Origin of the sequence: Vibrio sp. OPT20, assembly GCF_963889365.1 — a bacterium.
Classification (GTDB): domain Bacteria; phylum Pseudomonadota; class Gammaproteobacteria; order Enterobacterales; family Vibrionaceae; genus Vibrio; species Vibrio splendidus.
Map to the genome: position 1 here is coordinate 744,959 of NZ_CAWPOA010000058.1, position 23,479 is coordinate 768,437.

A 23,479-nucleotide genomic window follows, 5' to 3' on the forward strand; every position below is an offset into this window, starting at 1 on the left:
TCGAACTCGAGATCGTCGTAACCAAAGGTGAGCTTTCCCTCAAGAAGAATCGTAATCAAGATAGCGGAGTGAGCAGTCGAAACTATGTTGCTGTCGACCAATTCAATACAGCGGCCGCCATGCACAAAAATTTGGTCATTATATTGATAAGAAAGAAACTTTCCCTCAGCAAGCGAGGTCTGCTTGGTTTGACCTTGAGTGACGATAATCTGCTTTTCTGTCTGTTCTAGCTTTTTGGTCAAGGCTATTTTCTTAGTTAATGTCGATTTTTTGGCTATTACATTTGCTTTTGCCACAGCCGTTTCGGCAAGTTTAGTCTGCTTTGATGTTACTTCACCCATTTGACCGTTCCTCATAACATCTGTGCGTTTTTGCATAAGTAAATCATCTGTGCATTTATAAATTACAACTCTATCATATTTGAGAATTATTATCATTTACATCTAGGATTGAATTTATGGAAAGCCCCGTCAGCTCAACAATTAAGCTTTCAGCCCTCTGTATTGCTATTGCCAGCGCATTTAGCAGCCCTGTAACTGCAGAAGAGAACACATCGCACTTTGATGAAGTCGTGGTGTGGGGAACGAGAGTATCAAGCAACACTGAATCGATCATTGCCGATGACATGTCACTCAAGCAAGCTGACCATATGTCAGATCTGCTGCGTGAAATACCTGGTGTTGATGTTGGGGGAACGCACTCGGTCAACCAACGAATTACTATTCGTGGCCTAAGTGAAACTGACTTAGATATTCGACTGGATGGTGCTTCTCAACACGCAAATATGTTTCACCATATTGGTAACTTAACCCTAAACCCAGACATCTTGAAGTCGGCGGATATTCAAGTGGGTAATAACTCGGTGACGCAAAGTGGGTTAGGTGGCTCAGTATTGTTTGAAACCAAAGATGCCAAAGACCTGCTTCGTTATGACGAGAGTTTTGGCGCTCGTGTTTATGGCGGCTACGCAACCAACGCAAGCCAGCAAGGTTCACTCACTGTGTATGGTTTGTTGTCAGATAACGTCGATGCGATGCTTTACAGTCATTACATGAGTCGTGATAACTTCGAAGACGGCGCCGGCAATGAAACCTTTGGGTCAGAAGGCGATGTTTACAACATTCTCGGTAAGATTGGTTTTGAACCGAATGACTTACACCGCTTTGAACTCTCTTATGATCTGTATCGTGATAGTGGTGATTACAGCCCACGTCCAGATATGTCAGGTGGTGCTAACGAAGGCTTGTCTAGCGACATCCTGATTCCAACTGATTATGACCGTGACACTATTACGGCAAGTTATGAGCTACGTGGCGAAAGTCATCAAGGTAACGTCACTCTGTACAACACAGAGACCGAGATTCAGCGTGATGAAAGTGTTATGGCACCGCGTTGGCCATCGAACCGCTTATCTAACAATACGGCGAAAAACCAAAACTTTGGCCTGAATGCTAAGTTCCAATCGGACTATCGCCTGATGTCATTTGATAATATCGCGACTTATGGCTTTGACTACATGGACAAGTCATCGAGCAGCTATTACGGCAGCAGTAAGTTTATGGATGAGTCAGCAATTTCTACCGCACTTTTTGTTGAAGACCAGTTCTACTTTACTCAAGCCTTTTCGATCACTGCAGGTGTTCGTTTTGATGATTACCAGCGTAAAGCCGAAACAGGAAACGATGACTTTGACGACGTAACATGGTCGTTGGCAACGCAATGGGACGTGACCCAAGATTGGACGCTGTTCGCGAGCACCCGTTCGCTGTTCAAAGGACCCGAGTTGATGGAGACCTTTATTGCTTACCAAGACGCAGCGTTCTTAGCTGACGACATTAAGGCTGAAACAGGGCAGAACACCCAAGGTGGTGTGCGCTTCGATAAACGTTTAGATAACCACTTTATTGGCGCAAACTTAACTGTATTCCAAACCAATATCGATGATTACATTGCCGAAGAGTATCAGCCCGCAAACCAGAGTTACTTGATTTACAACTTAGGTGATGTCGAGATAAAGGGTTTTGAGGCGAGCTTGTCTTATGGTTACGAGATGTTTAACAGCAAGCTTTCTTATGCTCGTTCAGATACTAAAAACAAAGACACAGGCGGCGCTGTCGCGGGTGGCAATGGACGCAGTATTGATATGGGCGACAGCATCACGCTAACACTGGACTATCAATCTGAAGCGTTGGAAACGATTTTTGGTTGGAATTCAATGTTTGTTAAAGACGAAGACAATGTATTCGATGGTCAGCCGATAAAAGAAAGCTATGACGTTCATAACCTGTATGCTCAGTGGGTGCCATCAAATGTGGATGGATTGTCTGTCACCTTTGGTATCGATAACGTGTTTGATGAGCAATACACCTCACACGCGTCTCGTTCGGGTACAGCAAGAGGCTTTACCTTGGATGACTATGAACCAGGTCGTAACTACAAGCTTTCCGCTGCGTATCAGTTCTAGAGAAGGTTCTAGTTCTCAGGGTTGGTTAGCGCAATAAACTGGCGGTCGTAGGGATCCGCAAAGTTTATTGACCAAAACTGAAGCTATTCCTTTAAGTCAGTCGTTTAAGCATTCATTTAAGTCATTCTTTTAAGTGATTACTTTAGGTGGCTAGTGAAAAGAAAAGCGCCTTTCGAGCTCTAGAGCAAGAAAGGCGCTTTTGCCTTGTTCGTTATTGTGGGAGTCATTCAATAGGCAAAGACACCACACCGCCATTGAGTTCGACTTGTTTTAGCCATTCGGTTGGAATTCCACCATCTTCTTCGTAGAAACACGCCGCTAATACCGCGCCAATAACAATCGCACGCCCGCAGCTGTCACCGCCACATAAGATATTGTCTCGAATACCTTGTTTATAGCTCTGAGCACCCGCAATGATGCGAATCAGCAAGGGAAATGCGGCACTCAGTTCACAATGCAATCCGAACTTCTTCGCGGCATCTGTTATTGAAAGTTCGGGATCAGCCAAAGCCATGTCGATTTGGTCGTGTACAAACTTGCTACAGGTTTGTCGCACCATTTCTACCGACTGCAAGGGCGAGTTGCCTTGAATTGCCGCTTGAACCAATAGGGTGATGGCTTGGGCCCATTCTACGGCTTTGTCGTTGTTGTTGGTTACTCGTACCGCGCTCTCTACCATCGCTGGTAAGGTGTGAGAGGTGTAAGTACACGCCACTAATGGAATGATCTTTGAGACTGCGGGGAGCTGTGTATCATCCGCGCCACACGCTGTAATCGGGGCGTTTGCCAATTCTAATTGATGAATGTTCAACAAGCTCAAACGAGTTGCTTTATCAATGTAGCCCCGCCAACTACCACCAAAATCAAACCAGAAGCGGAAATGTTGAATATAGTTTGCTTCATCGTATTTTTGGTTGTCGATTAAGCTGTCGACCATCGCCAATAACTGAGCACCATATTGCGATTGCTCGCCTGCGGTTTTACCTTGGTGCGCAAAGTAGCCTTTATCTTGATAATCGAACCGATTCGGTGAGCGAAATTCAGGCTCAAAACCAGCCACGTGTAAGATCCTCTCTTGGTCATACAGCCAGTGCAGCCCCATTGAAGCGGCGTCTCCAACCAATGCGCCAACAACGGCGTAAAAAGCTCTTTCTTTATGATTGTCCATGTTGAGTGATGTCCTTGAGAAGAATCAACGTAGTTCGATACTTTAAGTATAGTAATCAGCCGAGTATTTTGCTGCGTTTCTAAGAAGAAATATGAAGGGATAAATCCTGATTGGTCAATAGCTTAAACCAATCAGGTGAAATTGATAAGGGCGATGAATAGCCTGGTGAATTCGTATTTTTGATTGGTGGTGTTATTGATGGTTGAGATAGGCACTAGAGCGCTGCTCAATCACTTTGAAAAGACGTGAAAGCGCAAAGCATAAAGCAAAATATACGAAGCCTACAATCAGCCAGATCTCGAAGATCAAACCCGAGGAGTTTGCCATTTCAGTACCAACGAAAGTCATCTCTTGGATCGAAATCAGAGACACAATCGACGTGTCTTTAACCAAGGAGATTGCTTGGCCAGCCAATGGCGGTGTGATGGCCGTTAATACTTGCGGGCCAACCACAAATCGATACTTAGACAATGCAGACAAACCGAGCGAATCGGCCGCTTCCCATTGGCCTTTTGGAATACCTCCTAAACCGGCTCTAATCACTTCAGCAATATAAGCAGAAGAGAGCAAGCCAATACAGATAACACCAGACGCCAAGTTTTCCCAAAGGTTAGCTGGGCCGAACAGGAAATCTTGAACAGCATTAATCTCGCCGTTGTGTTCACGTAAAATGCTTTCTAAACCAAGCAATGGGATCAGCTGGTTAGAAACAAAGAAGTAAAAGATAAAGACAAACACCAGCGGCGGAATATTACGAACCAACTGGATGAAAATAAGTGCCGGTGTTTTGAAAAAAGCGAGCTTTGAGTGTCTTGCCACACCTAACAATGTGCCAAAAGAGAGTGCTAACACCATACTCCATAAACTTAAGCGCAGCGTTGCGATCAAGCCTTGGAAAAAATAGGGAATACTGCCTTGAGAAGGCGGAATAAAAATTAGTGTAAACGCATCTTCCCAGCGCCATTGGTAGTTAATACCAACAGCAGAGCGATAATAAAACCAGCCTGCAAACACACACATGACAGCGAGTAACACGCCATCCAAAAGGTTAAGGCGTTGATACCAAGGCTTCATATGAACGTTGGGCTTAGGTGTTGTCAATGCGCTAGTACTGCTCACGTCATTCCTGTTTAAACAATAATAATTAGTAGGCTGTTTTGTTGAGTTTTAGATCATCAATAAAGCGAATCAAGTTGCCGATGAGAAGGCAGTGCAGACAACGCACTGCCTCGATTCACTAGCAAAAGTTCTGATTACTGACCTTGAGCAATCTGGTCTTGCCAATCTAGAGTAGAGAACCAGTACTCGTAACGCTCTTTCAACCAACCGTCTTCAGTACGTGCTTTGATCCATTCGTTGAAGAATTCTGCCTTGTCAGTTTCACCTAGGCGAACTGCAAATGCTTCGTTACCTTTGGATAGGCGCTCTTCAAATGGAATAAATAGCGTGTCTGCGTTTTTGATCGCTTCGTGTTCTGGTTTCGGACTAGACGCGATAACTGCGTGCGCGTTGCCGTTTAACACTTCTTGGAATGCTTGAGCATCGTCATCGAACTGTAGAACTTTCGCTTTAGGAAAGGTTTCACGAGCCACTTGAACTGTGAACGCACCACGACGAGCAGCAATTTTCACGCGACGAGAATCAAAATCAGAGATCTGAGTAAAACCTTCCGCTAGCTCTTTGTTAGCCGCCAGTTGAACACCAGAGTGCGAGTATGGTTCAGTGAACAGCACGCTTTTAGCACGAGCTTCAGTGATAGACATACCGCCGATGATTACATCAAACTTCTTCGACAATAGAGAAGGGATGATTCCGTCCCAAGCTGTAGGTACAAATTCGACTTTCCAACCAGAATCTTGGGCAAGGCGTTTCGCCACGTCGATTTCAAAGCCAACGAGATCGCCTTGTTTGTTACGCATCGCCCAAGGAACAAATGTCGACATCCCAACGCGCAGTGAGCCACGTTCGTTGATTTTATCGAGGTTAGGCGTTTCAGAAGCAAGTGCAGGCAAACTTACGGCAAGCGCAAGTAGGGCTGTAATCGCGGTTTTAAATAGCTTCATGCTGATAAATCCTTATTGTGTTCGCCAGTTAGCCCCGAGCTTATGCTCAAGCCAAGCAGCAACGGCAGAAAGTGAAAGTGTAAGAGCAAGATAAATGATCGCCACAGAGAACCAAATCTCGAATGGCATCGCGGTTTCAGAAACGATGTTTCTGGCTTCAGTCGTCAGGTCAAAAATAGCCATGACACTCACAATTGAAGAGTTTTTAATAAGAGAGATCACTTCATTGGTCAAAGGTGGCAAGGTGCGTTGCACCACCTGAGGAAGAATCACATCCCAGTAAGTATAGGTCTTTGATAAGCCCAAGGATTGAGCTGCTTCAAATTGTCCTCTCGCAATACCATTTAAACCGGCACGAAATATCTCGGCGGTATAAGCGCCTTGGAAAAGTGCCAAGGCTAAAACGGCAGTGCTAAAGCGCTCGAGCCCTAATACGGGGCCAAATACAAAATAGAGCAAATAAATTTGTACTAATAACGGCGTGTTACGAATCAACTCAACATAGCTGGTGGCTAAGGTGCGTCCAACCACAGAATTTGAGTTTCTCAATAGCGCTGTCGTTAAACCAATGATCAGTGTGGCAACCAAAGAAATCAAAGAGATATTGATAGTAACCAGTAACCCTTCAACTAATTCTGCAGGCCACCATTCATCATCTTCATAGAAAGCAATATAGTCCGGCACACGCTCCCATTGCCAGCTGTATCCCATGGTTTGTGCGCCAGAGTCTAGAATCCAAACAACAGCAGCCACCAGTACAACAATCTGTACTAAAGCAGATAGGGCGGGTTTAATAATTCGAATCAACATTAATAAGTCAGGATCTGATTTAGGAACGCTTGAGTACGTTCATGTTGAGGGTTTTCAAAGAGCGCTTGTGGCGTATTCGATTCCACAATTTGTCCTTCATCCATGAAGATAACGCGGTCGGCCACTTGTTTCGCAAAGCCCATTTCGTGGGTCACGCACACCATGGTGATACCTTCGCTCGCCAGTTCAACCATCACGTCGAGCACTTCGTTAATCATCTCCGGATCAAGCGCTGAAGTCGGTTCATCAAAAAGCAGTAATTCAGGCTTCATGCACAGCGAACGGGCGATAGCTACACGTTGTTGTTGACCGCCAGAAAGTTGCACTGGGTATTTGTTGGCTTGTTCAGCGATGTGTACGCGCTCGAGATAGTGCATTGCAATCTTCTCGGCTTCTCGTTTGCTTTTTTTCAGCGTACGTATTGGAGACAGAGTCAGGTTTTCAAGCACGGTAAGATGGGGGAATAAATGAAAATGCTGAAACACCATTCCGACTTGGCCTGGTGTGTTAAATTTACTCGGAAGTACTTGTTCTAAAACGCAAAGCTCGCCACTTTCGAAAGGTTCTAGCTGATTGATACAACGGATTAAGGTTGATTTACCCGAACCTGATGGCCCGCAAATCACCACTATCTCTCCTTGTTCAATATTTAAATCGATATCCTTTAGGGCATGAAAATCACCATACCACTTGTTAAGTGACTTAAACTTAACCATTTCCTTGAGATTGTTCAAATCGTTGTTCATACCTAGTAAAGAGACAGGTTTACCTTACCAATATAGAAATCTGAATGCACATAAAATTAAGGACTTATGAGAATTTAATAGCATCTTGTAGGGCAAATTAAAAAGCAGCGCCCAAAATGAACGCTGCTTTGTTTGTACGAAAGAAATAAGTAATGGGTTCAGTCAGATGTCAAAAATCATCTTTGTGTGACCATTGCCTTTGCTTTCTCTCTACTTTAGCAATTCTTAGTGAATCGCAGACTCTAGAATCTCGCGTGTTTTCTGAGGCGTGATTGCTTTGTTCTCGCCAAGCTCTAGGTAACCGTGTGATTCAAGTTGCGCTACAACACTATCAATCGCAGTTGCTTTGTTTGTTTCGTAACCGTCGAACATCGTTGGAACGTCTAGGCTGTGGTAGAACGCTTCGATTGCAGCAATAGTGCGCTCTGCTAAATCCGCACCCGTTTCTAGGCCAAATACGTTACGACCCATTTGCTCTAGCTTGCCACGCTTCGCTTCGATTTGATTACGAAGTAGTGAAGGTTGAACAATCGCAAGAGAACGAGCATGGTCTACGTGCCATAGTGCTGTGAACTCGTGGCCAATCATGTGTGTTGCCCAGTCTTGAGGAACGCCAGTACCAATCAGGCCGTTAAGCGCTTGGTTTGCCGTCCACATTAGGTTTGCACGCCATGCGTCGTTGTCACGCTCGTCGTATTGCTTACCCAGTACAAGTAGGTTCTTCAGCAGTGTTTCAGCGTAACCGTCTTGAACCATCGCGTCTGTTGGCATTGTGATGTATTGCTCACATACGTGAACCCATGCGTCAACTAGACCGTTGATCAATTGACGCTCTGGAAGAGACTTCATTACGTCTGGATCCATAACCGCGAACTTAGGTTGTACCGCAGGGTTCATGAACGCCAGTTTCTCTTGAGTCTCTTTACGAGTGATTACAGCACCCATGTTAGATTCAGAACCTGTCGCAGGAAGCGTCAGTACTGCACCAATAGGAGTTGCTTCAGTAACTTGGTGCTTGCCCGCTAAGATATCCCAACCGTCGCCGTCGTATTTAGCCGCTGCAGCAACGTATTTAGAACCGTCGATTACCGAACCACCGCCAACAGCGATAATGAATTCTACGCTTTCTTCTTTAACAAGAGCGACTGCTTTATCTAGCGTCTCTTTCGTTGGGTTAGCTTCAACACCTGCGAACTCAATCCAAGCGTGATCCTTTAGAGAAGCGACAACTTGGTCGTAAACACCGTTGCTTTTGATTGAACCGCCACCGTAGATGACTAGTACTTTCTTCGAAGTATCAACCGCTTGGCTGATAGCGTTGATTTGACCTTGGCCGAAATGGATTACAGTAGGGTTAACGTAAGTAAATTGCATCAGAGATTCCTTGTGTAAAGCTAAATTTGTTATTTTGGTTTATTGCTCAATTTCTATATTTGCATATTAGTACAGTCATTCGGGGTAATGAAGGGCTGTTTCTCCAAATAAATTGCCTATTTCTACAAAGTTGATATTCTTCCTCTGCTTTAGCTTACATACTCTTAGCACTTGGAATGGAAAGTCGCCACTTATGAAAGAACTCGCGCAGTTATTACAGTCTTACGTTGAACACAAAGGTTGGGATGATCTTGAAGGGATCAGAGAAACAGAAATTGACGGCGTGTGGTTATATAGAAGTAGCGGTGGCAATCAGCGTCAGCCTTTTACTTACCAATCTGGCATCATAATGCTGGGGCAAGGTAAAAAGAACATCTATATTGGCGAACGCCCAGTCACTTACGCAGCTGGTGATTACCTTGTAGTCGGTGTGCCAATGCCGTTGGAGTGTGAGGCCTTGCCTGTTAATGGCGAACCATTGCTTGGTTTATCTATCAACATTGACTCTCAACGTTTGCACAGCTTGGTAAAAAAGTTAGAAGACCAAGGTTTTCTTGAGAGCTACTGCAATAAGCACAAGCAGAATTCTAGCGGCTTAGAGTCCACGCCGATGGAAGAGCAAATGCTAGAAAGTTTTACTCGATTGGTGAAAATGCTGCATTGCGACATCGAAGCCAACATATTGGGTGATGCCATGGTCAGCGAAATTGTCTACCGCGCCCTAACCGGTTCAGAAGGGCGAGTGCTGTTTGATTTGGCTCATCATGACGGTCATTACGCACGTGTTGCTAAAGCACTATCTAAAGTGCATGAAGAGTATGACCAAACTATTACTGTTCAATCGCTTGCCGACGAAGCCAACATGAGTGTGTCTGCCTTCCACAATGCGTTTCGTAATGTCACCTTTGAATCACCTCTTCAATATTTGAAGAAGGTAAGACTCAACAAAGCCAAAGAACTGATTCAGCTAGAAGGCCTTCGCATCAGCGATGCTGCTCGCCGAGTCGGCTACTCGAGCCCATCCCAATTCAGCCGCGAATTTAAGCGCCACTTCAACACTACTCCAAGAGCGGTGTAGTTCTTTATATTGTTGATTGGCGGGAGAAAGTAGAAGGCTTCATTGCTCTTGGAGGCTAGTTAATGTCACTTCCTGATAGTAAGCATTGAAGCCGAGACCTCACCGCTATAACGAGTTGCCCCATAAAGTCAATCGCTAGAATGCCATACCAATAGACACGTTAAACGTATCCTCATCAATGTCATAAGGTAGATCCTCACCCTCTGACTCGCCGCTGTCCACTTGGTAGTTTCTCCATTCCATTTTGAGCTCTGCAAATTTCCATTTAGTCGATACACCGAGGGCGTTGAAATAGGTTGCGTCAGGGTTGGCCGCGTCATCAACCTCGTCGCTGAGCTGAGCGCCACCGATGCCAAAATTATAATAAGGGCGAACCGTGATGCGTTTAAGCGGGAAGCTGTAACCTGCGCCTACCTTTAAAAACGCCATGCCTTCACTGATCGCGTTTTGGTCGTAGTCTTCTAGCTGGTCATCACGCTTTCTGTTCTGGTACTCACCGCCAATCTCCAATATGTCACCACGAAACATCAGGTCGACGTATTGAGATGAGAGTTTATCACCCTCCTGATACCCTAAGCCGAACGCAATATCAGCCATAGAGGGAGCGGAAAATCCTGCTAATAGGGCAGCTATCACTCTTGTTTTAATGAGTTTTCTCATTGCCGAATCTCCTTAGTTCAGGGGGGGTATTTCTTATCAATCATGCAGTTTCTCAACACCGTCGCATACATGGCTTTGTTATCTTCTTCGGCCTGAGCCCCTGCTCGTCGGCCACTAACTCTACCGGATACCACACCAATCGCCGCGCCGGTCTTGGCAGCGTCAGAGCCAGACCCGCCAGATATAGCGCCAACAGCAGCTCCAGCGGCCGCCCCTTTCGCTGCACCTTTTACGCCGCTTCCCTTCTTGGTTTCTGAGGGTACTGTCAGTGTTGACTCAGCAACACCTTGGCATGTTGCAAGTTCTTGCTGAGCAACTTCAAGGGTCACGTTGTCGTAATTGAATGAAATGTGAGTGGTTGGGTCTGTGATGTAGCCACCACTAGCAATAGCAGAGAGGGAGCCCATAACTAGGCTAAGACCTAACAGTTTCGTTCTTTTGTTCACTTTCTAATCCTCAAGTTGATTAAACAAATTGGTTTAATCATTGATATTGAACTCTCTTCGAGGTCGACAAATAGATTTAAACGTAATGAAGCGATAAGTGATCGTCATGTTGCGTGCATACTATCTTGGCGGGCATATGTTGGATAATGACCTTGAAACATAAGAGTTATTTGTCTGATGCATAACATGTTTCAGCTATGAGCTATTTACTCAGGCTGTTATTGAGAGAGCGGGCTTAGAAAAGGGATAGCTTGTGAGAACATCACCCCTTTGTTAATCAAGATGAGCAAATGTATCTAATGGTAGGTAATATTAGTCTGCTGGTATTCGATTTTCGAATATATTATTAATGTGTTTATATAATATCAGCCCTCTAAAATAATTAGTTAACCAGCCTAAGAGTTTATGCACGTAGATAAGATAGTTAGCTCAATAATTAGTCTAGTAAGAGGATTTGAGGACTTTTAATGTGAACAACCTATCAAATCTTTTCTAAACTTAGAAAGTTATCCATCTCTTTATCTGAGTGAGTATTCATGATTGTTGAATATATCAAAAGATAAAGAGAATTTATTACTCGTTTCGCCCTATTATTGCGGATAATTAGTCGTGTTGTGACTAATTATTCTGTAACTCCCTGATTTATGGTTAAGTGATAGCCTGACGGGTATCACGTTTACCCTAAAATAATTCACTTAACATGGCGCTACTTTAATCATTCTTTCCAATACGATTGTTCAATATAAATACGTATTCCTATATTATTAAAAGGATAATTCCGATGAGTAGCGATATCATTAAAATTTCAAGAAATACTGAAAACGCACCAATTAATTCTGTATCTACACAAACGGTCGCTTTTTCTCATTATAATAACTTTTCTGCTCAATTACCTGTTGACCCTAAAACAGGTCAAATAGTAGCTGGTGATATTAAAGACCAAGCAACGCAATGCTTAAATAATATTAAAGCGATTGTTGAAAGCATCGACCATGTTATGGATGATGTCGTGAAGATTAATGTTTTCGCTAAGAATATTTCTGATATCGATGCTATTGATGAAGTTTACAAAAGCTTCTTCCACAACAGCCTTCCGACACGCACAGTCGTGGGTGTCGCTGCGCTGCCGAACAGTGACGCTTTAGTTCAAATGGATGCGCTTATTTCAAACGGCGAAGGCACTAAACCACAAGCACCTTGCGCACTAGTTAAGGTATCAAGGAATACGGATAATGCGCCTCAAAGTGCTGTGTCCACGCAGACTGCGGCCTTTTCTCACTACAACAATCTTTCAGCTCAGTTACCGATAGATGTAACCACAGGTGAGTTGGTTGATGGTGGTATCGAAGCGCAAACGGCCCAATGTCTATCAAACATTAAAGCTATTTTAGAAAGCATCGGACATGTCATGAATGATGTGGTTAAAACGACTATCTACGTAAAAAATATCGCAGATGCGGAAGTGGTAAATGAAGTATGTGCTAAATTCTTCCCAAGCTACGTTCCTGCTCGTACCGTTGTTAACGCAGCTGAATTACCAATGGGTGCTTTAATTCAAATTGATACATCCGTTTCACATGGCGACGGTACACCGCCGCAATTACCAGAAGACACTCGCTTACTGGTTATTGAAACCTATAATACTGTTGCAGCACCATTCATGCCTTATTCGCATACTGTTGCTTTCTCTCACTACAATCATATTTCAGGACAATTGCCTTTAGACCCGAAAACAAATGAAATTGTTGCTGGTGGTGTAAAAGAGCAAGCGGAACAATGTTTAAAAAATATTAAGGCGATAATTGAAAGTGTTGACCATAGCATGGACGATACGGTGAAAATTAATATTCAACTTAAGGATATTTCAGATATTGATGCGGTAAACGAAATCTACACCGCATTCTTTAATGCTGAGCTGCCTGCAAGAACGGTAGTAGGGGTTTCAGAAATTCCAATGAATGCTCTAATTCAAATTGATGCCGTCGTTTCTAACTGCGAAGGCACGCCACCACAAGACGTGGTTGCTTAAATTAATTGCACCCTTCTCGATAATAGCGATCAGATCTCGGCTTTAGTTTCCAAACAGGGAGCAAATTCAACAGGCCGTGATCTGATCCGTTCACCTCATTACTCAAGTCCATCGAAGCGACACACCTAAGCTTATCCCGTAAATATGGTATTTATAAGGTTGAAGTGTTTTAATATGAAAAACAGACGCTTAACGTAATAAAGAAAACCAGCTTATGCAATTTCGAGCCATTTTACTGCTATGCCTTACCCTAATAGGGTGTTCGTCCAATCAAGAGTTGGTACCCGACCCAACAACCATCACGCTATTTTATGGTGATACATCCATCTCTGCAGGTGTTTTAGAGGATAAAACATTTAATTCGGTGCTAGCCAATAGAAAAGAGAGTGTTACTTTCTCGGGCTCAATATCAAAGCAAAACTCAGGCTACTTTGTCGATATGTTAGTGATTCGAGAAATGAAAGAGCCACGTTCAACACGACAGCTGAACGCCTCGCTTGTTATGAAGCCGGGAGAGTTAGTGGATGTTGGCGGCGTGAATAACGATGTGTTCAGGGTAGTCCTCGAGTAACAAAACTAAAGTGTCCAATTAATCTGAATTTTTGCTTTACTTCAACCTAACTTCAAGTCTTAAGCTTCTCTTACTCATTGAAAAGGAGCTTATTATGCAAAATAACTACGTTAAAAAACTCGCTGTTAAAACTTATCAAGAAGATCTTCAGAAAGAGTACGTAAAATCTAAAGCTCGCCCATTTCATGCCCCAAGTTTTATTAGTGGAGTGTTATTGTCAGTTTTGCTGGTTGGGTTGTTTTAGTAAACAGACTCGTGGAATGTTTGATCCACCGCCAACTCTCTCTACTCCAACTTGCTTGTGCTTAAATGGCTACGGCACAATCGCTTATGTTGAATTGTGACGCTAATGTCGAGAGGAAGTATGGCCAGTCCAAGAGTGTTAAAGGTACAGATTACTGACATTACCTGTGGCGAGAATGTCACGATCATCGAACCAAGCAACGTTTATGGCTGTGAGCTTAACGATGATGTGTTCGTTGGCCCTTTTGTTGAGATTCAAAAGAACACCGTGATAGGCGAGAGAAGTAAGATTCAATCTCACACCTTTATTTGCGAGTATGTGACTATCGGAAGTGACTGCTTTGTTGGGCACGGGGTGATGTTTGCCAATGACTTGTTCAAAGATGGCAAACCAGATCCAAACCCAGACAGTTGGGGACGGACCGTTATCGCAAATAACGTTACCATCGGTTCTAATGCGACAGTGTTGTCTGTCAGTGTTTGTGAAGGAGTGGTAATCGGCGCGGGCAGTGTGGTGACAAAAGACATCACCGAGAAAGGTATCTATGCTGGCAACCCTGCTAAGAAGTTAAGAGACTTACCTTAGATTCATAAGACAAGCTGAGCTGTATGAATCATAAGGTGCGGCTTTTTAGATAAGCGACAGAGTATTGATTATGGATGTATTTTTACACTTACTTCACCCAAGCGATGCCAGTGCTTTATTGGAGTTTGAAGTTGAAAATAGAGAGTGGTTTGAGCAATTTGTCCCAGCCCGGGAAGACCGTTTCTATTCTAATACGGGTGTTGTCGAGCAAGTCACTAGCTTTCTAACAGAGTATGACAATGGCGAGATGATTCCTATGTTGATCAAAGACGCTAATGGCACTATTTGTGGGCGAATCAATGTTCGTGATATCGACCAGAACGCTGGAAGTGGGGAGCTAGGTTATCGAGTAGGTCGACCCTTTGCTTCAAAAGGCATTGCGTCTAACGCGGTGAGGAAGTTACTTATCTACTTGGCCGAGCACTCATCCCTTAAATATGTTGATGCCTATGCGTTAGTGGGTAATGTTGGTTCAAACAAAATCTTATCCAATACAGGCTTTGATTTAGTTGAGCGCGTTGAAAGTTACGCCGTGTTCAAAGGGAAGGCTCAAGATGCTCATTATTATCGCAAAGCGTTATCTGTGTAACTGAATACTTTCAATGTTAACTCATCTTATAGTAAGGAAAGATTATGTTTATTGTTTCTCTTGAGTACCAAGTGCCTTTGGAAGAAGTAGATCGCTTCATTCCAGAACATGTTGAGTTTTTAAACAAGCAGTATGAACTCGGGCACTTTCAGTTGTCGGGTCGTAAGAACCCTCGAACTGGTGGTGTTATTTTATCCACGCTTAGTAACAGGGAACAGTTAGACATGATTTTGACCGAGGATCCCTTTCTACGAGAGAATATCGCTAAGTATGAAGTCATCGAGATATTGCCGACCAAGGCGTCTCAAGAGTTCGAGTTTTTGTTATAGAGTGCATTTATTCTACGAAGTTAATTGGTATTTTAACCTGTTGTTTTAGTTGGGCTTTATAGTCTAAACTCTCGCCACTGGCAGCTTGAGATGTGAACTTGTATGAGTAATACTAGCCGCAAATTTGACAGGGCAGTTTTGAAGATTCGAGGCATAGTTTCTCTTGTCTTAATGGCTGCATTACTTATGTGTATGAGTTCGAGGTGATATGAAGTGTTTAATAGGTGTTTTCTTAGGTGCCTTATCTATGTCTGCGACAGCGCAGTCAATGGTCATTGTTGATTCAACAAGAGATCGCTCTATACCTCTAGAGATTGTTTTACCGCAGGATTCTGATAGTTGCACAACGAAAGAACAGTGTGACGTGGCTTTTATTAGTGCCGGTAATCGAGTTCCATTCACCAAATATAGTTTTGTTGGAGAAATGCTCAACGATAGGGGGTACATGACCATTTATGTCGATCACGAACTACCAAGTGATCCTCCTCTATCGAAGACTGGTGACTTGTATCAGACACGAATTGAGAATTGGATGCGAGGGGCACAAACTCTCAACGTACTTCAACATGAGCTAGCGAGTCGTTTCCCTACTTATGATTTTGACAAGTTAACCTTGGTCGGGCATTCGAATGGTGGCGATATTTCTACATGGTTGAGTAACGAAAATAAAAGTTATGTTTCTCAGTTAATTACGCTCGACCATAAACGAGTCACGTTACCTAAAAGTGAAAGTATCCGAGTGCTTTCCATTCGAGCAACTGAATACCCTACTAAAGAGGGGGTACTACCGACTGAATCAGAGCAAAAGCAATATGGTAGTTGTGTTGTTGAGATTCCAAACTCTAAACATATGGATTTAAGTGATTATGGCTCTAATCTCGCGAAGCAAAGTACGAATGATATTATTATTGGCTTTTTGGATGGCTTAGCGTGCGAAGAGTTGAAAGTAAAAGTTGAGTAGAAACATCTAATCCATTAGAAGCTGGCAGCGTCCTTCTAGCCAGCTTCGAGTCTTTTTATTTCAAGGTTTAAGGTTACTTCTAGTTACGGCCGCTTATAGATTTACGGTTACTTCTGAGGTTTGTTACGTTCGATTACGCTAATAGCGATCGCCAAGAACAGGATATCTTTCACTAAAAAGAAGTTAGTGACTAAGATGCCATCCGATACTTTCCAAGCGTTTGGCGTTGTAATTAGGAAGCTAAGTGTCACAACAAAGATGACCGCTGCAGCAATGCCTGAATAGAAAGCAATTGTTGGTTTCTTAAATCCAACGATCAGTCCAATCGCGACAATGATCTCTGCACCACCCACCATGTTAGACACTGCTTGTACCGAGAACAGATTGTAAAGCCAGTTCATTGCTGGGTGGTTTGCGATTAGGGGTTCTATAAGCATCGCTTCAGTTGGTGTAAATTTGTAAATACCAATCCAAGCTAACACTAATGCTACGCCAATCACGCCTAGGTTGTATCCGACATTACTCTGTTTTAAATCATAGGTTTGAACATGCATAAAAGTACTCCATTTAATAAAATCCCTGAATATGACCGCACTAGTGCAAAATTAATTTCGCTATGAGAGTATTAGTTTTCTGTATGAATCATAATGCTTGGCAACTTTTAGTGTTCTCTATGCTAATGATTTGTGTAAAGAAAAAGAAACTAGAGCTTTGAATGAGAGCTTTAGATGACAGAATAAGGAGATAGGTTATCAAAGCGCTTATATATGATGTATTTGGTGGGGAGTCAGCGAAAGGTAACCCTTGTGGGGTCGTAGAACTTGGCCAATGGTTAGCCGACTCGGAATTACTAGAAGTAACGCATCAACTCGCACTGCCAATCACAGCTTTCGTCGTGAAATCAGGGAATGCTTTCGATATTCGTTGGTTTGCCTTAGATGGTGAGATAAACCTTTGTGGTCACGGAAGTTTGGCTGCAGGCACTAGTTTGATCGAAAAGTATAAGTTCAATGAGGTTACCCTAAATAGTGATTATGGACAGGTCGTGATTTCTAGAAAGGAAGGCTTGTCTCAAATAGAGCTGCCAAGCTGGAAGGGTAAACCTTACTCGCAGTTACACGATGTTTCTATTGATTTGGCGGCTTTAAATCAATCTGTTGTCGAAGCTTTTTCTACAAGAGATTTAGTGCTGATTTTGGAATCAGAGGAAGCCGTAAAGAATTTTTCGCCTGACTTTGAATTGTATAAAAAAATTAAAGATCTGCATGCAGTGATGGTGACAGCCAAAAGCTCAGATGACAGTTATGTTCTGCGCTATTTTGCTCCGAAAATCGGTATTTCGGAGGATTTAGCAACAGGTTCGGCACAATGTTCACGGGCTCCATATTGGTTTGATAAGCTAGGGAAAGACAAGCTTTCAGTTCGTCAGCTTTCAAGCTCTGGTGGTTGTTTTGAAGTTGAGAGGAAGACAGACTCTTCAATTGTGGTGTCGGCACGAGTTGAATGCCGTCCATAAGAGAATGGTGATCTCACTGGAGAGGCAGAGCTTTCTAATTTATGTTTTCAATATTAGGAATTTGGATTAGATTACGTTGACGTAAATCCCTAATTATAAGAAGAGAATCGCTCGTGAAAATCCATAGAATTAACCCGACCAAACGTTGGTCAGATGTAACTGTATTTAATGGCATCGCAAGCTTTGTGGAAGTACCAGAGACGGATACAACGGCAGGAATTAGGAGTCAGGTTCAGCAAATCTTCGAACAAGCTGAAGAAATGATGAGTTTGGTCGACAGTGACAAATCTCGCGTATTGTCGGTAACGATTTACCTAACAGATTTTGCTAACTTTGACGCACTAAATGAAGTTTGGGAATCGTGGTTTCCTGAAGGCTGTGCGCCAAGCCGTGCATGTGTAAAAGCTGAACTGGCCAACCCAGAACTATTGGTTGAGATGTCGTTTATGGTTGCTGCAGGTGAAAAATTCCAGTAATTGAAGATACTGGTACCAACAACCTTATAGAACGTTATAAATACAACAAAGCCACTCAGGTGAATCACTTGAGTGGCTTTTTAATTTTATACGCTACCCGAAACTAAATCGGATTAGGCATTAAGCGAGACCTTGATCTCTGGCCATCTGCTTCGCGATTTTCGGTGCGTGCCATAAACACGGCAACAAGATGAACGATACAGGAACCGCAGTGATTACAATGAATGACTGTAGAGCGGAGATGCCGCCAGAACCCATTGAGATAAGCGCGATAGCTACTGCACCCATGATGATACCCCAGAAGGTACGTACGGCTGCGTTTGGCTCTGTAGTGCCTGTCATTACAACACTGATGGTGTAAGTCATCGAGTCACCTGTTGTCACGATGAACGTGGTCGTCAGGATAAGGAACAGAATCGCAATCAAAGTAGGGAACGGCAGTTGAGCGGTAATTGCCAGTAGCACAGCAGGAAGGTTAAAGCCTTCGAACGCGCTAGAAATTACGCCTGGGTTCTCTAATTCAAACGCTAGACCACTACCACCAACGATGCTGAACCAGAAACACGTTACTAGCGGTGCTACGATGCTGATAGAGACGATCATTTGGCGAATGGTACGGCCACGTGAGATGCGAGCAATGAAGATCGCCATCATCGGACCATAGCCTAAGAACCAACCCCAGAAGAATACCGTCCAGCCACCTAGCCACGCTGTATCTTGGCGGTACAGTGCCATTGGGATGAAGTTATCCACCATTTCGCCCATACCTTGTAGGTAGCCATCAATGATGAAGCTCGTTGGGCCTACTAGCAGAATGTAGCCGATTAGGCACACTGATAAGATGATGTTGTAACGGCTAACCAGTTGGATACCCTTGTTCACGCCACTCAATGCAGACAGTGTGTACATTGCGATAGCGAAAACGATAACCACACTTTGAGTTGCGAAGCTGTCGGAAATACCAAACAGTTCGCTCAACGCGTAGCTGATTTGCAGTCCAAGGAAACCGATAGGGCCAATAGTACCTGCGGCTACAGCGACGATGCTGCACGCGTCGACTACGTTACCAATCCAGCTGTTGATTGCTTTGTCGCCAAGTACTGGGTAAAGCAGCGTGCGTGGCTTAAGAGGAAGACCTTTGTCGTAATGCAGGTGCATTAACACGATGGAAGACAAACCACCTAAGATTGCCCATGCAAGGAAGCCCCAGTGCATGAAAGATTGTGATAGGGCGTTGAACGCCATCGCTTGAGGATCAGCGTTGCCATAAAGTGGCGGGGCTGAAACAAAGTGAGCAATAGGCTCTGCGGCTGCCCAGAACACACCACCGCCAGCTAGCAGCGTACATAGGACGATAGACATCCATTTAAAGGTGGTCATTTCAGGGAGAGCAAGCGTTCCTAAACGAACGTGGCCTGTGCGTCCTAGTGCAAGCACTAAGCCGATAATGAAATTGAGTAGTAGTAGGACTTGCCAGAAAGCACCGAACCACTTAGTTGAGTAACTAAAGCCGATGTTTACAAGTTCGGACAACACGGAGGTGTTGGTGAAAGCAAGGACGACAAAGAGGGTTAAAAAACTCCCACTAAGCCAAAATACTGGGTTTCCGAGTTCCAGTTTTTCACCCAAAGATTGAGCTTTATTGAAATCGATAGAAGTAGCTTCTGCGTTGATGTTTTCGTTGGCGACTTGCGTCAAGTTGGACATTATTTCTTCGCTATATTTGGCTCTTTCAAGCCTATGTATTTCTCCCACACTTGCATAGAAATGTGAGGTTCGTCAAAAAAGCCGCAGATACTAACACATTTGTTATCAAAAGGTGGGCGAATTCCAAAAAGAAAGCCAAATCGACTGTAAATCTCTACTTTTTGGTTAGTTTTGATACGAATTTTTCCCCAACGCTGAGTCACATTTCTGATTTTTGAGACATTATTTTTTAGCTTTCCGAAATAAATTAATATTAGTTGTTGGTGCAAAATAAGTGTCGACTCATTGCATGCTATAAACAAATTAATGCGAGTCATTTTATAAATAGAGAATATTTTAGGTGTTAAATTTGCGTTGTTACCTACAGTTGTTTTGCGAAGAGATTTAAGTGGTGAATAAAGTTCCATTTAAATTAAACATCTTGAAACAACAACTTAAGGGATAGCTAACATGCACCTAAACCAAGGAAGAGTGGCCAAGAAGGTTTTTACACTCAGTACTCTCACCGCGTCATGCTTAATGGCGTTCAATAGCTATGCGGCTGTGGATTGCTCAACGTTAGAAACGTGGGACTCTGCCACTGTATATACTGGTGGTGATCAGGTTTCACATGACGGCAGTGCGTACTCAGCAAACTACTGGAATCAAAATAACAACCCAAGCCAATTTGAAGGCGATTACGCACAATGGAAGAAAGTCGATGTGTGTAGTGGTAATGGCGGTGGTGGTACACCAAACGAAGCCCCAACGGCTTCATTAACAACGCCTACAGCATCAGATGTGATTGTTGAAGGCGACAATGTCGTATTAAGCGCAACAGCGCTGGACGCTGATGGTAGTGTTGCTTCCGTAGAATTCTTTGTTGATGGTTCTTCGGTCGCGGTTGTGACAGCGGCACCATTTGAAGCAACGTGGGCTGCAACGTCGGGTAACCATCAGGTTTCAGTTGTCGCGACAGATAACGAAGGTGCGGCAAGCCTTGCTAGTGAAGTTTCAGTGGCTGTTGATTCAGTTCTGCCAGGAAATGAAGCACCGACAGTTTCGGTTGCGCTTTCAGTAGCTTCGGTCGATGTTGGTGGTGTAGTAACGCTTACCGCAACAGCAGCAGACAGCGATGGCACGGTTGATAAAGTAGATTTCTATGTGGCAGGCGCTCTTATTGGCACAGCTGCAACTACCCCTTACACGCTTGATTACACAACTACTCAAGCGGGTTCTTTAGCGGTTTACGCAAAAGCGACTGACAATCAAGGCGCAACGACAGATTCAGCGCTGGCTTCTTTGACGGTGAATGGCGCGCCAACAGTAAGCACATGCCGTCCTGATGGCTTGTATCAAACTCAAGGTGTCGATGTTCCTTACTGTACTATTTACGATGATGAAGGCCGTGAGAAAATGGGCGCGGATCACCCACGTCGTGTCATTGGTTACTTCACCAGCTGGCGTGCAGGGGACGACCCGCAAGCCGCATACTTAGTCAATGATATTCCTTGGGAACAACTTACACACATTAACTACGCTTTCGTGAGCATTGGCTCAGATGGCAAAGTAAACGTGGGTGATGTGAACGATCCGAACAACGCAGCGGTTGGTAAAGAGTGGCCGGGCGTTGAAGTTGATCCTACCTTAGGCTTCAAAGGTCACTTCGGTGCATTAGCGACCGCTAAGAAAAAACACGATGTTAAGACTTTAATCTCAATCGGTGGTTGGGCGGAAACGGGTGGTCACTTCGCCACTGACGGTAGCCGAGTGGCTGATGGTGGTTTCTACACAATGACGACCAACGCCGACGGTTCTATTAACCATCAAGGTATCGAAACATTCGCCACTTCCGCGGTGGAAATGCTGCGTAAATACCAATTCGATGGTCTAGATATCGATTACGAATACCCAACCTCTATGGCGGGTGCCGGTAATCCGTACGACAAAGACTTCATGGAACCACGTCGTCAATACCTATGGGCTTCGTACCAAGTGTTGATGAAAGTGCTTCGTGAGAAGCTTGATGCGGCGTCTGCGCAAGATGGTAATCATTACATGTTAACGATCGCGGCGCCTTCTTCTGGTTACCTGCTACGCGGTATGGAAACATTCGATGTGACTAAGTATCTCGATTACGTGAACATCATGTCTTACGACCTTCACGGTGCGTGGAACGATCACGTAGGTCATAACGCTGCGTTGTTTGATACAGGTAAAGATTCAGAGTTAGCACAGTGGAACGTTTACGGCACTGCGGCTTACGGTGGTATCGGTTATCTGAACACAGATTGGGCTTACCATTACTTCCGTGGTTCTATGCCAGCAGGTCGTATTAATATCGGTGTGCCTTACTACACTCGTGGCTGGCAAGGTGTAACCGGAGGCGAAAATGGTCTTTGGGGCCGAGCTGCACTTCCAAACCAAGCTGAATGTTCAGCAGGTACGGGGGAAGGAGAGAAGAATAACTGTGGCCATGGTGCAATTGGTATCGACAACATGTGGCACGATACCGATCCAAAAGGTAACGAAATGGGCGCGGGTTCTAACCCAATGTGGCACGCGAAGAACCTAGAGAAAGGCATTTGGGGTTCGTATGCAGAGGCTTACAAGCTTGATCCTGTGAATGATCCATCTGATGTTCTAACAGGCACTTACACGCGTAACTACGACAGCGTGGCGGTTGCTCCTTGGTTGTGGAACGTAGAGAAGGGCGTATTCCTTTCAACGGAAGATAAAGATTCTATCAACGTGAAAGCAGACTACGTTATCGACAAGGAGATCGGCGGTATCATGTTCTGGGAACTAGCAGGGGATTACAACTGTTATGTACTCGATGAAAGTGGCAACCGAACGTCTATTGATACTACTGAACAAGCGTGTAATAGCGGTAACGGTGAGTTCCACATGGGTAACACCATGACGAAAGCTATCTACGACAAGTTTAAGTCTGCGACCCCATACGGAAACAAGGTAGCGACGGGCGCTATCCCGACAGAAGCTCTAGATATTACGGTATCGGTTGGTGGCTTCAAAGTCGGTGACCAAAACTACCCAATTAACCCTAAGATCACGTTTACAAACAACACAGGTCAAGCACTTCCGGGCGGTACCGAGTTCCAATTCGATATCCCAGTGTCAGCACCTGATAACGCAAAAGATCAATCGGGAGGTGGTTTAACTGTGATTGCTTCGGGTCATACTCGTGCGGATAACATTGGTGGATTAGATGGAACCATGCACCGAGTGGCGTTTACTTTGCCTACATGGGAAGAGCTTCCAGCTGGTGGCGTGTATGAGCTAGATATGGTGTATTACTTGCCAATCTCCGGCCCTGCTAACTATGCAGTAAGCGTGAACGGTATCGATTATGCATTTAGCTTTGAGCAACCAGACCTACCATTAGGTGATATCAGTTCAGGTGGCGGTAACCCTGGCGATGGTGGTACAAACCCAGGTACATGTGATACAGCCGGTTTAGCGGTTTACCCAGACTTACCTCAGAAAGATTGGGCGGGTAACCCAAGCCATGCAAACACTGGCGACCAAGTGGTTCATAACGGTAGTATTTACCAAGCGAACTGGTGGACAAGTTCTGAACCGGGTAGTGATGGTAGCTGGACTCAGGTTTGTTCTTAATTTAATGCTAACTAATCCATTTATAGACAATAGATCGCAGTAATA

General features: G+C 44.2%; 23 protein-coding genes and 1 pseudogene. 12 read left to right on the forward strand and 12 right to left on the reverse strand.

Going from position 1 to position 23,479, the window contains the following annotated elements:
* Positions 1 to 437: pseudogene (locus AACR09_RS15340) on the reverse strand (AraC family transcriptional regulator); the annotation flags it as partial.
* Positions 438 to 457: 20 nt separating this feature from the next.
* Here AACR09_RS15340 and AACR09_RS15345 point away from each other — a divergent pair.
* The gene (locus tag AACR09_RS15345) at positions 458 to 2,464 is read left to right on the forward strand and encodes a TonB-dependent siderophore receptor (protein WP_193835326.1); all 2,007 of its coding nucleotides are present in this window, start codon (positions 458 to 460) and stop codon (positions 2,462 to 2,464) included.
* Between the two features lie 223 nt (positions 2,465 to 2,687).
* Here AACR09_RS15345 and AACR09_RS15350 read toward each other — a convergent pair whose 3' ends face one another.
* From AACR09_RS15350 to AACR09_RS15375, 6 genes are all read right to left on the reverse strand, one after another.
* The gene (locus AACR09_RS15350) at positions 2,688 to 3,632 is read right to left on the reverse strand and encodes an ADP-ribosylglycohydrolase family protein (RefSeq protein WP_193835327.1); all 945 of its coding nucleotides are present in this window, start codon (positions 3,630 to 3,632) and stop codon (positions 2,688 to 2,690) included.
* Positions 3,633 to 3,824: 192 nt separating this feature from the next.
* On the reverse strand, positions 3,825 to 4,751 hold the full coding sequence (locus AACR09_RS15355) for an amino acid ABC transporter permease (protein ID WP_193835328.1): 927 nt from the start codon (positions 4,749 to 4,751) through the stop codon (positions 3,825 to 3,827).
* 134 nt (positions 4,752 to 4,885) lie between these two features.
* Complete coding sequence (locus tag AACR09_RS15360; protein WP_193835329.1) at positions 4,886 to 5,695, reverse strand: transporter substrate-binding domain-containing protein; 810 nt, start codon at positions 5,693 to 5,695, stop codon at positions 4,886 to 4,888.
* Positions 5,696 to 5,707: 12 nt separating this feature from the next.
* On the reverse strand, positions 5,708 to 6,505 hold the full coding sequence (locus AACR09_RS15365) for an amino acid ABC transporter permease (RefSeq protein WP_193835330.1): 798 nt from the start codon (positions 6,503 to 6,505) through the stop codon (positions 5,708 to 5,710).
* On the reverse strand, positions 6,505 to 7,251 hold the full coding sequence (locus AACR09_RS15370) for an amino acid ABC transporter ATP-binding protein (protein ID WP_017078274.1): 747 nt from the start codon (positions 7,249 to 7,251) through the stop codon (positions 6,505 to 6,507). Before AACR09_RS15370 ends, AACR09_RS15365 begins: the two co-directional genes overlap by 1 nt.
* Before the next feature lie 225 nt (positions 7,252 to 7,476).
* The gene (locus AACR09_RS15375; protein WP_193835331.1) at positions 7,477 to 8,625 is read right to left on the reverse strand and encodes an iron-containing alcohol dehydrogenase; all 1,149 of its coding nucleotides are present in this window, start codon (positions 8,623 to 8,625) and stop codon (positions 7,477 to 7,479) included.
* 193 nt (positions 8,626 to 8,818) lie between these two features.
* Between AACR09_RS15375 and AACR09_RS15380 the strand changes: the two genes are divergently transcribed.
* On the forward strand, positions 8,819 to 9,703 hold the full coding sequence (locus AACR09_RS15380) for an AraC family transcriptional regulator (protein WP_017108095.1): 885 nt from the start codon (positions 8,819 to 8,821) through the stop codon (positions 9,701 to 9,703).
* A gap of 135 nt (positions 9,704 to 9,838) precedes the next feature.
* Here AACR09_RS15380 and AACR09_RS15385 read toward each other — a convergent pair whose 3' ends face one another.
* Both AACR09_RS15385 and AACR09_RS15390 read right to left on the reverse strand, forming a co-directional pair.
* Positions 9,839 to 10,363, reverse strand: coding sequence for a hypothetical protein (locus AACR09_RS15385; RefSeq protein ID WP_065605141.1), 525 nt, complete (start codon positions 10,361 to 10,363; stop codon positions 9,839 to 9,841).
* Positions 10,364 to 10,380: 17 nt separating this feature from the next.
* Positions 10,381 to 10,809, reverse strand: a complete 429-nt coding sequence (locus tag AACR09_RS15390; protein WP_193835332.1) for a hypothetical protein — start codon at positions 10,807 to 10,809, stop codon at positions 10,381 to 10,383.
* Between the two features lie 781 nt (positions 10,810 to 11,590).
* On the opposite strand from AACR09_RS15390, the gene AACR09_RS15395 reads away from it, so the two are divergent.
* The 7 genes from AACR09_RS15395 to AACR09_RS15425 all read left to right on the forward strand — a co-directional run bounded on the left by AACR09_RS15395 (position 11,591) and on the right by AACR09_RS15425 (position 16,117).
* Positions 11,591 to 12,838 carry a RidA family protein gene (locus AACR09_RS15395; protein ID WP_193835333.1) on the forward strand — a complete coding sequence of 416 codons (1,248 nt, stop codon included), beginning with the start codon at positions 11,591 to 11,593 and terminating at the stop codon, positions 12,836 to 12,838.
* A 214-nt stretch (positions 12,839 to 13,052) separates the two neighbouring features.
* Positions 13,053 to 13,409: a hypothetical protein gene (locus AACR09_RS15400; protein ID WP_193835334.1), complete on the forward strand. Its 357-nt coding sequence runs from the start codon at positions 13,053 to 13,055 to the stop codon at positions 13,407 to 13,409.
* Positions 13,410 to 13,503: 94 nt separating this feature from the next.
* Complete coding sequence (locus tag AACR09_RS15405; protein WP_193835335.1) at positions 13,504 to 13,653, forward strand: hypothetical protein; 150 nt, start codon at positions 13,504 to 13,506, stop codon at positions 13,651 to 13,653.
* A gap of 120 nt (positions 13,654 to 13,773) precedes the next feature.
* Positions 13,774 to 14,238 carry an acyltransferase gene (locus AACR09_RS15410; protein WP_193835336.1) on the forward strand — a complete coding sequence of 155 codons (465 nt, stop codon included), beginning with the start codon at positions 13,774 to 13,776 and terminating at the stop codon, positions 14,236 to 14,238.
* A gap of 70 nt (positions 14,239 to 14,308) precedes the next feature.
* Positions 14,309 to 14,827: a GNAT family N-acetyltransferase gene (locus tag AACR09_RS15415; protein ID WP_193835337.1), complete on the forward strand. Its 519-nt coding sequence runs from the start codon at positions 14,309 to 14,311 to the stop codon at positions 14,825 to 14,827.
* A gap of 44 nt (positions 14,828 to 14,871) precedes the next feature.
* A complete protein-coding gene (locus AACR09_RS15420) occupies positions 14,872 to 15,156 on the forward strand; it encodes a YciI family protein (RefSeq protein ID WP_065682785.1) in 285 nt (94 codons plus the stop codon).
* 208 nt (positions 15,157 to 15,364) lie between these two features.
* The gene (locus tag AACR09_RS15425) at positions 15,365 to 16,117 is read left to right on the forward strand and encodes an alpha/beta hydrolase (RefSeq protein WP_193835338.1); all 753 of its coding nucleotides are present in this window, start codon (positions 15,365 to 15,367) and stop codon (positions 16,115 to 16,117) included.
* A 107-nt stretch (positions 16,118 to 16,224) separates the two neighbouring features.
* On the opposite strand, the gene AACR09_RS15430 is transcribed toward AACR09_RS15425, so the two are convergent.
* Complete coding sequence (locus tag AACR09_RS15430) at positions 16,225 to 16,671, reverse strand: DUF417 family protein (protein WP_193835339.1); 447 nt, start codon at positions 16,669 to 16,671, stop codon at positions 16,225 to 16,227.
* A 197-nt stretch (positions 16,672 to 16,868) separates the two neighbouring features.
* Between AACR09_RS15430 and AACR09_RS15435 the strand changes: the two genes are divergently transcribed.
* Complete coding sequence (locus tag AACR09_RS15435) at positions 16,869 to 17,633, forward strand: PhzF family phenazine biosynthesis protein (RefSeq protein ID WP_193835381.1); 765 nt, start codon at positions 16,869 to 16,871, stop codon at positions 17,631 to 17,633.
* Positions 17,634 to 17,746: 113 nt separating this feature from the next.
* Positions 17,747 to 18,109, forward strand: coding sequence for a RidA family protein (locus AACR09_RS15440; RefSeq protein ID WP_193835340.1), 363 nt, complete (start codon positions 17,747 to 17,749; stop codon positions 18,107 to 18,109).
* Between the two features lie 120 nt (positions 18,110 to 18,229).
* On the opposite strand, the gene AACR09_RS15445 is transcribed toward AACR09_RS15440, so the two are convergent.
* Complete coding sequence (locus AACR09_RS15445; protein ID WP_004731433.1) at positions 18,230 to 19,816, reverse strand: BCCT family transporter; 1,587 nt, start codon at positions 19,814 to 19,816, stop codon at positions 18,230 to 18,232.
* Positions 19,816 to 20,223, reverse strand: coding sequence for a hypothetical protein (locus tag AACR09_RS15450; protein ID WP_193835341.1), 408 nt, complete (start codon positions 20,221 to 20,223; stop codon positions 19,816 to 19,818). The genes AACR09_RS15445 and AACR09_RS15450 overlap by 1 nt, the downstream gene beginning before the upstream one ends.
* A gap of 43 nt (positions 20,224 to 20,266) precedes the next feature.
* On the opposite strand from AACR09_RS15450, the gene AACR09_RS15455 reads away from it, so the two are divergent.
* The gene (locus AACR09_RS15455) at positions 20,267 to 23,434 is read left to right on the forward strand and encodes a chitinase C-terminal domain-containing protein (protein ID WP_193835342.1); all 3,168 of its coding nucleotides are present in this window, start codon (positions 20,267 to 20,269) and stop codon (positions 23,432 to 23,434) included.
* Positions 23,435 to 23,479 lie beyond the last annotated feature (45 nt).